General features: G+C 52.5%; 10 protein-coding genes. 1 reads left to right on the top strand and 9 read right to left on the bottom strand.

The annotated features are described in order from the left end of the window. Positions 1-40: 40 nt before the first annotated feature. Positions 41-655: an ADP compounds hydrolase NudE gene (gene nudE, locus CR46_RS0108385; protein ID WP_030071830.1), complete on the top strand. Its 615-nt coding sequence runs from the start codon at positions 41-43 to the stop codon at positions 653-655. A gap of 197 nt (positions 656-852) precedes the next feature. Here nudE and CR46_RS0108380 read toward each other — a convergent pair whose 3' ends face one another. The 9 genes from CR46_RS0108380 to ribH form a co-directional block, all read right to left on the bottom strand. Next, positions 853-1,905 carry an oxidoreductase gene (locus tag CR46_RS0108380; RefSeq protein ID WP_030071827.1) on the bottom strand — a complete coding sequence of 351 codons (1,053 nt, stop codon included), beginning with the start codon at positions 1,903-1,905 and terminating at the stop codon, positions 853-855. Positions 1,906-1,988: 83 nt separating this feature from the next. Then, positions 1,989-3,833, bottom strand: a complete 1,845-nt coding sequence (gene ilvD / locus CR46_RS0108375) for a dihydroxy-acid dehydratase (RefSeq protein ID WP_030071825.1) — start codon at positions 3,831-3,833, stop codon at positions 1,989-1,991. Between the two features lie 147 nt (positions 3,834-3,980). Then, positions 3,981-6,146, bottom strand: coding sequence for a methyl-accepting chemotaxis protein (locus CR46_RS0108370; RefSeq protein WP_030071822.1), 2,166 nt, complete (start codon positions 6,144-6,146; stop codon positions 3,981-3,983). Positions 6,147-6,299: 153 nt separating this feature from the next. Beyond that, the gene (gene lon / locus CR46_RS0108365) at positions 6,300-8,792 is read right to left on the bottom strand and encodes an endopeptidase La (protein WP_030071820.1); all 2,493 of its coding nucleotides are present in this window, start codon (positions 8,790-8,792) and stop codon (positions 6,300-6,302) included. Positions 8,793-8,943: 151 nt separating this feature from the next. Continuing rightward, a complete protein-coding gene (locus CR46_RS0108360; protein WP_030071818.1) occupies positions 8,944-10,200 on the bottom strand; it encodes a DUF945 family protein in 1,257 nt (418 codons plus the stop codon). A 144-nt stretch (positions 10,201-10,344) separates the two neighbouring features. After that, on the bottom strand, positions 10,345-10,818 hold the full coding sequence (locus CR46_RS0108355) for a phosphatidylglycerophosphatase A family protein (RefSeq protein WP_009721756.1): 474 nt from the start codon (positions 10,816-10,818) through the stop codon (positions 10,345-10,347). Next, positions 10,815-11,792 (bottom strand): thiamine-phosphate kinase, encoded by a 978-nt coding sequence (gene thiL / locus CR46_RS0108350; RefSeq protein WP_030071814.1) that lies wholly within the window; start codon positions 11,790-11,792, stop codon positions 10,815-10,817. The genes CR46_RS0108355 and thiL overlap by 4 nt, the downstream gene beginning before the upstream one ends. Positions 11,793-11,827: 35 nt before the next feature. Next, on the bottom strand, positions 11,828-12,331 hold the full coding sequence (gene nusB / locus CR46_RS0108345; protein ID WP_030071812.1) for a transcription antitermination factor NusB: 504 nt from the start codon (positions 12,329-12,331) through the stop codon (positions 11,828-11,830). Next, on the bottom strand, positions 12,328-12,816 hold the full coding sequence (gene ribH / locus CR46_RS0108340; protein ID WP_030071810.1) for a 6,7-dimethyl-8-ribityllumazine synthase: 489 nt from the start codon (positions 12,814-12,816) through the stop codon (positions 12,328-12,330). The genes nusB and ribH overlap by 4 nt, the downstream gene beginning before the upstream one ends.

Below are 12,816 nucleotides of genomic sequence, written 5' to 3'. Positions count from 1 at the left end.
TATTGTAGCGTAACCCGTTTTTTGCAGCCACGGAGGCATGATGTCTAACTACGAATCATCACCTGACGACACCCATACCGGCTACCCACGAAAGCCACAGATTTTAGCGCGGGAGAGCGTCGCCAAGAGTCGTTTATTCCATATTGAATCGCTTGATTTACGCTTTTCTAATGGCGAAGAGCGCCAGTTTGAACGCTTAACTGGCGCTGATCGTGGTGCGGTTATGATCATTGCCATGCCCGATCCAGAACACGTGCTGCTTATTCGCGAATATGCCGCTGGCTTTGAAGATTATGTGCTGACGCTGCCGAAGGGTCTGGTTGATCCTGGTGAGGATGTTGTCACCGCTGCCAACCGTGAGCTGATGGAAGAGTGTGGCTTTGGCGCGCGCCGGATTGAACCACTGGTGGAGCTTTCGTTAGCGCCCAACTACATGCGCCACCGTATGCAGGTGCTGATGGCTACCGATCTTTACCCCAAGCGCCTGCCAGGCGACGAGCCAGAGCCATTAATAGTTGAAACCCACGCCATTGAAGAACTACCGGCACTGTTATTACGCGACGACTTCCACGAAGCCCGCGCCATCGCCGCACTCTATATCGCAAGAGATAAGCTACGCGAAGAGAAACGCGATAACGCAATGGATTTGTTGTAAAACCGCGCTGCCTTTGCGGGTACGCTGACGCTCACACCGCACTACAATACCTATAAATTCAGTGGGTTATGTAGCGCGTGGTAACGAAGATCGCGAGGAACGAGCGCAGGCGGCACCCGCAGAAGGCGGCGGAACGACGCCCAGTGGCAGAGAATTTCTCCCAACACTGGGCCGCCGCCGGTGCTTACAAATGGTGTTTACAAATGGTGCTTAAGCGGTATCCAACGCCGTTGGCGGTGGCTGTCTAGGCCAGCTTCTAACAGCACCATGCTGCGCAGCGCGTCTTCAATATCCACGGGCAGCGGTGTTTTATCGCGTATCGCCGCGGCCACGCCGTGATAATAAGCGAGATAGTCACCCGCCTGTGTGACGTGCTCGTGGCTTGCCAGCGGCGCATCTTCACCGTCGCCTTCGCGTAGGGTCAGCGTACCTGGCGAGTCCTCACCCCACTTAGACGTTGGTGTTTCTCCGGCTTTTAAGCGGTCCTCTTGAGGATCTAAGCCGTATTTAAGGTAGCTGCCTTTTGTTCCATGAATACGAAAACGGGGTGTTGATTCAGCCATCAGGGTGCCAGCACTGAGGCTGACGCGGCAACCGTCGTACTCCAACAGTGCCAGAAAATCATCATCAGCTTTAGCGCCGTCTCTGCGCACACCTAGGTCTAGTAGAATAGCGTTCGGCATTCCGAACAGCTCGCAGACTTGGTCAAGCAAATGCGGGCCTAGGTCATACCAAATACCACCACCGGGCATGGCTTTTTCGCGCCAGCGATCGCGCACCTCTGGCCGAAAACGATCAAAACGCGACTCAAACCCAGTGACACGTCCTAGCGTACCGGCTTCCAGCAGCGCTTTAACAGTGAGAAAGTCGCTATCCCAGCGGCGGTTATGAAATACAGATACCAAACGCTCTTTATCAATCGCTAGCGCTTTTAGCTGTTTGGCTTCTGAGAGCGTCACGGTAAAAGGCTTATCCACCACCACGTGTTTGCCCGCCATCAACGCGGTCTTAGCTAACGAAAAGTGGGTGTCGTTAGGCGTTGGAATAACGATAAGGTCAATATCGCTACGCTGACACAGCGCCAGCGCTTGGCGTTCAACCTCGACATCTAAATCAGCCTGCACTTTGGCGGCATTACTGGAGGATACTGCGACTAAATCAAGGCCTTCCGTTGCCTGAATGAGCGGCGCATGAAACGTTTTACTTGCAAATCCATAGCCAACGAGGCCAACGTTAATAATTGCCTTCATGGCATTCCTTAGTCGTGTTGACGGTTTGCATTTGGGTATGGCTCAGCCTGTGTAAGCGGTCACAGACTGAGCCAGCATAGCGACTAGTCGAGTTTGGAAAGATCGCGAACCGCACCTTTGTCCGCAGACGTTGCCAGTAGCGCATACGCTTTTAGAGCGGGTGTGACCTTACGCGGGCGCTGTTCAACGGGCTTCCAGGCGTCTTTGCCTTTGGCTTCCATGGCTTCACGGCGTTTTGCCAGCACGGAATCAGGTAGCTGCACATTAATCGTGCGATTCGGAATATCGATCAAAATGGTATCACCCTGCTCTACTAGACCAATCGCGCCACCCGCCGCAGCTTCAGGAGAGATATGGCCAATAGAAAGACCAGAAGTGCCGCCCGAAAAGCGGCCATCGGTCAGCAGTGCGCAGGCTTTACCCAGCCCTTTGGATTTTAAATAGGAGGTCGGATAGAGCATTTCCTGCATGCCCGGGCCGCCTTTAGGACCTTCGTAGCGAATCACCACGACATCGCCCTCTTTGACCTTACCATCCAATACGTTGGCTACGGCCTGGTCTTGGGACTCCACGACGTGGGCTTTGCCTTCAAACACGAGGATCGAGTCATCAACGCCTGCGGTTTTAACCACACAGCCATCGAGAGCGATATTGCCGTACAGTACCGCTAAGCCGCCTTCTGTTGAAAATGCATGGGCTAGGTCGCGAATACAGCCAGTAGCGCGATCACCATCGAGGCTTGGCCAGCGGGTGCTTTGCGAGAAAGCGGTTTGGGTCGGCACACCACCAGGGCCTGCTTTGAAGAACTCAACTACTTCAGCGCTTGGCGAGCGCATAATATCCCACTCTTCCAACGCTGCTTTTAAGCTATCGCCATAAACCGTTGGTACCGAGGTATCCAGTACTCCAGCACGATCTAACTCACCCAAAATCGCCATAATGCCACCGGCACGGTGAACGTCTTCGATATGGTATTTCTGGGTATTGGGGGCCACTTTACATAGCTGTGGCACTTCCCGGGAAAGGCGGTCGATATCCGACATAGTGAAGTCGACTTCTGCTTCCTGGGCTGCTGCCAGCAGGTGCAATATCGTATTCGTAGACCCCCCCATGGCGATATCTAACGTCATGGCATTTTTGAACGCAGCCTTATTGCCAATCGCACGTGGCAGTAGGTGGGTTTCTTCACCTTCGTAGTAGCGCTTGGCCAGTTCCACAATGCGGTGGCCAGCGTTTTCAAATAATCGCCGACGATCAGAATGGGTAGCCAGCACGGTACCGTTCCCCGGCAGCGCCAGCCCTAGCGCCTCCATCAAACAGTTCATCGAGTTGGCGGTAAACATACCCGAGCAGCTTCCACAGGTGGGGCACGCACTACGCTCAACTTCGGCAAGGGTTTCATCGTCAACGCTGTCGTCAGCCGCCATCACCATGGCGTCAACCAAGTCTAGACCGTGATCTAATAGCTTGGTTTTACCCGCTTCCATGGGTCCACCTGACACGAAAATCACCGGAATATTGAGACGCATAGCCGCCATCAACATTCCTGGGGTGATTTTGTCGCAGTTGGAAATACACACCAGCGCATCGGCACAGTGGGCATTACACATGTACTCAACGCTATCGGCGATGATGTCGCGGCTGGGCAATGAGTAGAGCATGCCATCGTGGCCCATCGCGATACCGTCATCTACCGCGATAGTATTGAACTCTTTCGCTACCCCACCTGCTTTTTCAATTTCACGTGCGACCAGCTGGCCCATATCTTTTAAGTGGACATGACCCGGCACAAACTGGGTAAACGAGTTCGCCACCGCAATAATGGGTTTGTGAAAATCGTCGTCTTTCATACCAGTGGCGCGCCACAAAGCGCGGGCACCGGCCATATTGCGGCCAGCGGTGGTCGTACGGGAGCGATACTCGGGCATGGTGTCCTCTACATCTTTATCATGGCCTACCGCATTCTTGGCGGCAGGCAAGTGAATCCAGCGGCCTTAGATTGTGGCATGAGCGCAACGCGTAGACTAGATGGTGAGGGCAACCGCAGCGCCCTGCTCAGCGGTTATCCACCAAAATCAAAACGTTTCCCATTGCTGTGAGTCATCTTGATTAGCCAGGCCTCGCGCTGCGGAGCTGTTGCGTGAAGGCAAGCGTAGCGATGCTTTACGCTGCGCTTGATTAACCTGCTGTAGCTTTTCCCGAGCAACCTGAATATTTTCTTCCTGCGCGCCTTCCAAACGGAAAGCACCCACCACATTCGCTAGCTCAAACGTTTCTAGGGCTAAATTATCAGCAGACGCTGCAATCGTTTGTACCTTGGTGGCATTTTGCTGAGTAACGCTGTCCATTTCCGCAATCGCTGAATTAATTTGACCAATACCGCTGCTTTGCTCGCTAGATGCGGTGCTAATCGACTCCATGAGCTCGCTAACACGACTAACCTGCTGCATGACATCGTCGATAGCACGTTCAGCCTGCTCGACAGCACCGCGACCACTACTAACTTCTTGGGTTGTGCTATCAATCATCTTACGAATTTCTTGGGCTGCTGTAGCACTACGGCTAGCCAAGTTGCGAACCTCGCTAGCTACAACGGCAAAACCACGACCATGCTCGCCAGCACGAGCGGCTTCAACAGAAGCGTTCAGCGCTAGAATATTGGTTTGGAAAGCAATTCCATCAATGACGCTGATCATTTCGGTCATTTTTTCAGCACTTTGGGCAATACGCTGCATTCTTGCCACCAACTGCTGCATTTGTTCACGGGTGTCGCGAGTGCTCGATGTATTCTGCATCGCTAACTCAGTTGCTTGACGGGCACTCTCGGTATTTTGTTGTACCGTCGAGGTCATCTCTTCCATGCTAGACGCCGTTTGCTGCAACGAGGAGGCTTGCTGTTCGGTGCGTGATGCTAGCTCCTCATTTTCTGCAGCAATTTGCTGAACTGCGGGAGTGACGACGGACACGCGATGCTCAACTTCCCCTACAATGCTGGCAAGGCTAAAACGCATGGTATCCAGCGAGTAAAGCAATGCGCCTAATTCATCTTTGCCTTCTCGACGTTCACGAGCAGCTAGATTACCTGCCGCAATTTGGAACGTAATATGACGTGCACCTTCTACGCTGCGCAGTACTGATCTTAAGATAATGCTGCTAAGCCCCACCATCAGTAATAAACCAATAGCCACCAGCACCACTTGGGCAATCAACATTTTCTGGCGGCCCTGCTGCGCCAGTTCAACCAGCGCCTGAGCATTGGCCCGCTCATTACTCACTAACTGGCTACTGCCTTCTCGCAGCTGCTCAGTGGTGGGCTGTACGCCATCATTAAAGGCTTCGAAAGCCGCAAAACCATTGGCGTCACGGATAGCGCTAAGCGTGGTGTTCACGCTGGCACTCCAGGCAGAAAGCGTGGACGCAAACGATTGCTGACGCTCGGTGCTAGCGTTGCTGTCGGTGCGGTAGCCATCCCAAAGCGTTTGGATTGACAGGGAGTACTCGTCAACAGACCCAGCAACCGCGTCTATGTCAACACGGCGAGGGTTGCGAACGGCGGGTTCTAACAGGGCCACCACCTGCCCTACTTGACGTTCAAGACGTTGAAGATTAGCAACCGCCTCAAGCCCCGTCCGATTTAGCGACTCCAAGCGCTCGCCAGAGACCATTAAACCGTACATGCCTAAGCCTCCGGCTAGCCCTAACAAAACCAGCGACGTGACCACCATACCGGTTAGCTTGGCTCTTAAACTGGTAAACTGAAAGCTTTTAAGAATGCCCCCTAATCCGCGACGTTTAAGTACGCCTTGCGCCAATACATAGTGGCGAGACTTACCCTTCTCTCGGATTTCTTTATAAACCGTTTCAGCTAGCGCAATACTGCTGGCCGTTGTCTTACGACGTACCGAGGTGTACCCCACAATGCGATCACCATCCCGGAGCGGAGCGACGGTAGCATTCACCCAATAGTAGTCACCATTTTTACGGCGGTTTTTAACCGTTCCTTGCCACGTCGCCCCTGACTGAATTGTTTTCCAGAAATCAGCATAGGCTGCTTCAGGCATATCAGGGTGGCGAATTAAACTATGGGGCGCTCCCATTAACTCATCACGGGTGTAGCCGCTTATCTCTACAAACGCCGCGTTCGCGTACGTTACATTGCCTTTTAAATCAGACCGTGAGATCAGTACAACTTCGTCATCAAGCGTGTACTCACGCTGAGTGACGGGTTGGTTATTGCGCATTCAGAAACTCCCAGGGGCTTTTTTAATTTTGATTTGCTTCTATTATCCCGTGTTGCAAGGGAATTTAACCACTAAATAACTATGCAAAAGCGCCGCACTCTTCGGTGCGGCGCCTTAACTAAACGGTTGTTTTTTTACGTTCGATTGAAGAACCTACGTGAAAACCACATTGGCAACATCACGATAGCGGTTCGCAAAATGCACCGTCATTCCCTCTTTCAAATAATCGGGAAGCTCTTCATAATCGCGTTTATTGGCTTCTGGAAGTATCACTTCAAAAATATCGCTGCGGCGTGCGGCGATAATTTTCTCCCGAATTCCCCCCACCGGTAAGACTTGACCGGTTAAGGTCAATTCACCCGTCATTGCCAAGGGGCGATTAATCGCCTGATGCTTAGCCAGCGAAAGCAATGCCGTGGTCATCGTGACCCCTGCCGACGGGCCGTCTTTGGGCGTTGCCCCTTCGGGCACGTGAAGATGCACAAACGCTGAGTCAAAGAAGTCGGCATCGGCACCATACTCTTGCAGGTGGCCCAGCGTGTAGCTGTAAGCAATATTGGCGGACTCTTTCATCACATCGCCAAGCTTGCCGGTAAGTTTAAAGCCACGATCCAGCGCATGGACTTTGCCCGCTTCAATAGGCAGTGTTGCGCCTCCCATGGAAGTCCAAGCAAGACCGGTAACAACGCCTTCGCCTTTCAGCACTTTCTCTTTGCGGAAAAGAGGTGCTCCCAGGAATTCTTCCAGGTTTTTAACCGAAATTTTTACCGTTTCTACCTGCTCTTCGAGAAGCTTCACTGCTGCCTTACGAACAATACGATGCAGCTGCTTTTCAAGCTGGCGAACGCCTGCCTCACGGGCATAGCCATCAATCACCTGCTTGAGCGCGGCATCCGTTAAGTTAATACGTTTTTTCGGCAAATTGTCGCGTTTCAGAAGCTTTGGCCATAGATGATGCTTAGCGATCTGTAGCTTTTCTTCTGTGATATAACCTGACAGACGGATCTGCTCCATACGATCAAGCAGCGGCCCTGGGATCGAGTCCAGCGTATTGGCGGTGCACAAGAACAGTACTTTGGAAAGATCCATGCGCACATCGAGATAGTGATCCAGAAAGTCGACATTTTGTTCGGGATCTAGCACCTCAAGCAGTGCTGATGCAGGATCACCCTGGAACGATTGGCCTAACTTATCAATCTCATCGAGCATGATCACTGGGTTTTCGACTTCAACTTCTTTAAACGCCTGCACTAGCTTGCCGGGCATTGCGCCCACGTAAGTACGGCGATGCCCTTTAATTTCAGCCTCATCGCGCATGCCACCTACCGAAAACCGATAGAACTCACGGCCTAATGCTTCAGCAATAGAGCGTCCAATCGAGGTTTTACCGACCCCAGGCGGGCCAACCAGCAGTACAATCGAGCCACCCACGTCGCCTTTAAAAGTTCCTTCGGCCAGAAACTCAATAATCCGCTCTTTCACGTCTTGTAAGCCATCGTGATCGCGGTTGAGGACTTCCCTGGCATGGGCCAAATCGAGCTTATCCTGGCTGGTAACGCCCCAAGGTAACGAGGTTAGCCAGTCAAGATAGTTACGAGTAGTGCCGTACTCTGGCGAGCCGGTTTCTAGCACGCTGAGTTTATTAAGCTCATCATCGATACGCGCTTGAACGCGCTCCGGTACCACCAGCGACTCTAGGCGGTTCCTAAACGTATCGACATCGTTTTCGCGGTCGTCTTTTGAAATCCCCAGCTCTCGCTGAATAACTTTAAGCTGCTCACGCAAGAAGAATTCGCGCTGCCGTTCCTGCATTTGAGCATTGACTTGCTCGCTGATTTCACTTTGCAACTGGGCAACATCGATTTCTTTGCGTAGCAGGGGGAGTACTTTATGCATTCGCTCAGCCACTGACAGCGTGGCCAATACATCCTGCAACTCAGGGCCTTTGGCAGACGTTATAGCAGCTGCGAAGTCTGTCAGAGGGCCAGGTTCATGTGGGCTGAAGCGGTTCAAGTAATGCTTTAGCTCTTCGCCATAAAGAGGATTAATCGGCAACAGCTCTTTGATGCCATTAATGATCGCCATTGCATAGGCACGGGTTTCTTCATTTTCAGCATCTACTGGCTCTTTAGGATAGCTGACTTCCACCAGATACGGCGGCTCTTTAGACAGCCAACGCTGAATTTTAAAACGCTTAACCCCTTGCGCGATAAACTGGATTTGTTGATCTTCGCTTTGGAGTTTATGCACTTTAACTGCTGTGCCAATCTCGGGAAAATCATCATGATTTAGAGAATCAACGCCCTGCTCGCCAACAAAGGCAACACCAATGGTGTGATGAGGTGTGTTACCCACGCGGCGCATGGTTTCTTCCCAGCGCTCGCGGTTGATAACCAGCGGCTGTACCTGAGCAGGGAAAAATGGTCGATTATGAATCGGCAACAGATAGATACGCTCTGGAAGCATATCGCTGGCGGGCACTAGCGAATTAACTTTCTCACCGTCTGAACGATGATCTTCACTACCATCATTAGTACGCGGATCGTCAGTACGTGGTTCTTCACCGTGCTCTTGATGCGCGTCGGACTCTTCATCCGTCAGCCAATCTAAGTGCTCGTGATCGCGGTCGTAGTCCTGGTCGCTCATGCGCCTCTCCCATAACAATAGCTAGCGGATCAGTCCGCTTAATAATGTTTAAGGGATGTGGGCACACAGTAGAAACTTCAACCCTTAACACCATTAGAGAGGGCTGATAGAGAGGGCTGATACAAAGCTATAAAGCAAAGAGACTAGAGACTTATTGAGGCCAAAGTTGAGGCATAGGACGCCCATTAACACGCAATTCACCACGAATCACGTCAAACTCCAATTCTCGCGTACCAAGGGGAAGCCCTAGCCAAAGAGCTGCCACGGTAGGTGCATCGTACCAGGTAAAATCACCATCAACACGATCTAGCCAGCGGGCGCGCTCTTCTGGTGTAGTCAACTCTGTTATAGTCAGCTCATCAAGCCGACGCGCATCAAAAAAGAGTGCGCCATCCGCATTAACAGTGATGCCTAGGAGTGGGCTCTCGATCGCCACTGTTGTAATGTCTAAGCGAGGTGAGTCATGTAACACCCCCATCAAATTGGGGGCCAAACGAACCAATAACCCTTCCGCCATGGGAAGACTGGCATCACCCCACGCGGCTTCCTGGCGCAGTTGTAAGAACGTTTCGCGCACGGCATCTGCATTTAAACGTGAAAGTTCCGCGTGTATTCGGCCACTTAATAGCGGCGTATCAGGAGCCTCACTAGGAACGCTAACTTCGCCAATGATTAGCTCGCCATTGAGACGAAGCTCTTGTTCATCGAGCACCATGTGGCTGTGAACATCGAGTGGCGAAAGGTGAATATCATAAGCAGGATAGTGAAGCGATAACGACTCAACATGCAGGTGGTCGCGTTGAGCAAAATGATAGGCATCGTCAATATAGGTATAACGGCTTTCAAGGGAGGAAGGCCCCATCGTCAGCTGAGCGGGGCCATCGGTTAACGTGAGCTGATCAAGCAGCGCGCGCAACCGCCAATCACCAAATACGCCCTCCAGACGCATTCTGGCTCCACGGACCGATAATTCACGGCCGTTTTGTTGAATCACAAAGGGAGCCAGCGCTAAACGCAGTTCGCTATGGCCGCTTACCGTGTGGTAGCGCCCTTGCCAACGTGGAATGGACGGTGCAGAGACTTCGCCCACGGCTTTTTGCAAAACGCTGTCTAAACGGGGCAGAAGCGTTCCTTCAACATCAGTACTTAATGCGCCATGACGCGCACGGTAAGTGAGTTCTAGTCGCCATGGCCGCCCTAACAAGGGCGATAAAAGCAGCTTTCCCTGAGACGTTAGCCACCCTTGGCGGCTCTCCGTCCGACTAACTCGCCACTCGCCTCGTGCTTCTAAATCTTCTAATGCTTGGCGAAGGCTGCGTTCAAACAAAATACTCGATAGCAGTTGCGCCACCATCCACGCCACCGCCAGGGCCGCGAGAATAGGGACGATCAGTCGTTCCTTGCGCATGCGATCTCCTTGAACACCCCCTCGATTGGAGACGTTCGCCACCGACGTTGCGTAATCAGTTTTTAGTAATTATCCGAATCCATTCATTATTATATAAGTAATTCATCTGCTTTCTTGTACTGCCTGCTTATACTGATAGATTTTTTAATGCAGCCAAAACCATAAATGCATCGTACTCCACGCATAGATACCGGCCATGACATCATCAATCATAATGCCAAATCCACCGGCAACACGCCGATCAGCCCAGCGGATAGGCCATGGCTTGAACACGTCGAAGATACGAAAAACAATGAACCCCCAGAGCGCTGCTTCCCATGAAAAGGGTACGGCCGCCATGGTGATCCAGTAGCCAACAAATTCATCCCAAACAATACCAGAGTGATCGTGCACACCTAAGTCATGGGAGGTTTTATCGCATAACCAAACCCCAACGACAAAGGCGGCAAATACAATGCCGAGATACCAGCTCAAGGGCAGGTCGGCCATCATCCAGTAGAAAGGAATAGCCGCTAGCGTCCCGAAGGTGCCTGGTGCCCAGGGCACTGCACCACTGCCCAGACCAAAGGCAAAAAAATGGGTTGGCCGACGCCAAACGCTCGCTGGTGCTCGGTTCATGGCGCTTCCCCGCTAAAATGCTGCCATCCTTCGTAGTCACTGGCATCAACACCAGTCACGCCTAGCGTTTCTGTACAGCGGCCTATTACAGTTAGTGACAGGCCAAGGTCAGAGAGTCGCTGCTGAGCAATAGCGATATTGCGTGGTGAAAGTGTCACCAGTAGCTCGTAGTCGTCCCCCCCCGTTAGCGCGGCTTTTATCGCACCATCGTGGCCTAACGTCTCATGTAACCCATTCGCTAACGGCAGTGCATCTAGCGCTAGTGCACAACCCACTTCAGACGCGTTGCGTAAGTGCGACAAATCTGCCAGCAAGCCATCCGAAACATCTAATGCTGCGGTTGCAAGACCGCGTAATGCCACACCTGCTGCTAAACGAGGTTGTGGCAACAAGTAGCGGGTTAGCAGCGGGTGCGAAAGATCGCGTTCACCCTGGCGCCAAAGGGCTAGGCCACCGGCTCCCCCGCCAAGCGCACCCGTCACCGCAATGACATCTCCCACGCTTGCGCCTGAACGGGTCAACGCATCACCTGTTGGCACTTCGCCCATCACCGTGACACCAATGGTCAATGCCCCAGAGGTGACATCCCCTCCAACCAGGGCGGTGGAATGTTGCTGGCAAAGCGCATGAAATCCTTTCGCGTACCCTGCTAACCACTGCTCAGCAGCATCGCGATCAACAAAGGCACTCTTATCCAGCGTTAGCGCCATCAGACACCACCGGGACGTTGCTCCCATCGCGGCTAAGTCGCTGAGTGCCACTGCCAAAGCACGGTGCCCTATCGCATGTGCTGGGGCATCGTGGGGGAAATGGACATTACTCACCGATGTATCAACGCTAACCACAAGCTGCTGACCTGCTTGGGGCACTAAAAGCGCTGCATCGTCGCCATTTTCAAGCGCTATACCGGCTGTCGCGTGCGCCTCCTGCGGCGACATGAAGTAGCGCTGAATCAGTTCAAATTCGCCAAGCACAAAGGCCCCTTAAACGTATTATCAGAAGGCTTGCCTTACAGACGGCGAGCACTGACCTCGGCACTTCGTAAGCGATTTGCCAGCTTATCGAGAATACCGTTTACGTATTTATGGCCGTCGGTGGCACCAAAAGATTTGGCCAGCTCAACGCCTTCGTTAATCACTACGCGATAGGGCACTTCCATCCGCCGAGACAGCTCGTAGGCGCCCAAACGAAGGATAGCTAACTCAACGGCGTCAAGATCTTCTAGGCGACGGTCGAGCAATGGGGCAATTTCACGGTCTAACTCTGCTTTGAAACTGACCGTATTATGCAGTAATTCATGGAAAAGCGCTTTGTCAGCGATTTCCATTACTTTTACCCAGTTTTCGTAATCTTCTAGGTCATCATCCGCTACTTGGCTGCGAAACTCAGCTTCGATAGTGGTGATTGATTTACCCGTCATTTGCCACTGGTAAATCCCTTGAACCGCCAGCTCACGTGCGGCGTGGCGCCCTAGCTGTGCAGCAGAAGGCTTACGCTCACGACGTTCACTCATTGGTTATCTCCTAACGGCAATGCGCGCAGCAACGATACCATTTCCATCGCTGCCATTGCCGCTTCCGTACCTTTATTACCTGCTTTGGTGCCCGCTCGCTCGATTGCTTGTTCGATTGACTCAACGGTCAACACCCCGTTTGCCACCGGTGTATCAAACTCAAGCTGGAGGTGGTTAATGGCGGTATTACAGCCACCAGCCACATATTCAAAATGCGGCGTGCCTCCACGAATAACCGCGCCCAGCGCGATAACAGCATCGGGCTTCATGACTTTAAGCACGCGCTTTACTGCCAGCGGTAGCTCCCAAGCACCGGGGACGTGGACAAGGTGAATATTGTCCGCATCAACGCCATGGCGCGTCAGGCTATCGATAGCGCCTTCCACCAGGCTATCCACCACATGGTGATTGAAACGACCTACAACGATGACATAACGGCCATCGACATCTACAAAAGTACCTTCAACTTGCGAAAGGGATTGCAT

Origin of the sequence: Vreelandella neptunia (genome assembly GCF_000712975.1) — a bacterium.
Lineage (GTDB): Bacteria > Pseudomonadota > Gammaproteobacteria > Pseudomonadales > Halomonadaceae > Vreelandella > Vreelandella qaidamensis.
Note: the sequence above shows the minus strand (reverse complement) of the source record. Positions and strands in the feature narration are given on the sequence as shown.

Bases quoted from the DNA above. Each gene is read 5' to 3' on its own strand.
- CR46_RS0108380 (WP_030071827.1), bottom strand. From the start codon at position 1,905: ATGAAGGCAATTATTAACGTTGGCCTCGTTGGCTATGGATTTGCAAGT.
- ilvD (WP_030071825.1), bottom strand. From the start codon at position 3,833: ATGCCCGAGTATCGCTCCCGTACGACCACCGCTGGCCGCAATATGGCC.
- CR46_RS0108360 (WP_030071818.1), bottom strand. From the start codon at position 10,200: ATGCGCAAGGAACGACTGATCGTCCCTATTCTCGCGGCCCTGGCGGTG.
- lon (WP_030071820.1), bottom strand. From the start codon at position 8,792: ATGAGCGACCAGGACTACGACCGCGATCACGAGCACTTAGATTGGCTG.
- nusB (WP_030071812.1), bottom strand. From the start codon at position 12,331: ATGAGTGAACGTCGTGAGCGTAAGCCTTCTGCTGCACAGCTAGGGCGC.
- CR46_RS0108370 (WP_030071822.1), bottom strand. From the start codon at position 6,146: ATGCGCAATAACCAACCCGTCACTCAGCGTGAGTACACGCTTGATGAC.
- CR46_RS0108355 (WP_009721756.1), bottom strand. From the start codon at position 10,818: ATGAACCGAGCACCAGCGAGCGTTTGGCGTCGGCCAACCCATTTTTTT.
- nudE (WP_030071830.1), top strand. From the start codon at position 41: ATGTCTAACTACGAATCATCACCTGACGACACCCATACCGGCTACCCA.
- ribH (WP_030071810.1), bottom strand. From the start codon at position 12,816: ATGCAATCCCTTTCGCAAGTTGAAGGTACTTTTGTAGATGTCGATGGC.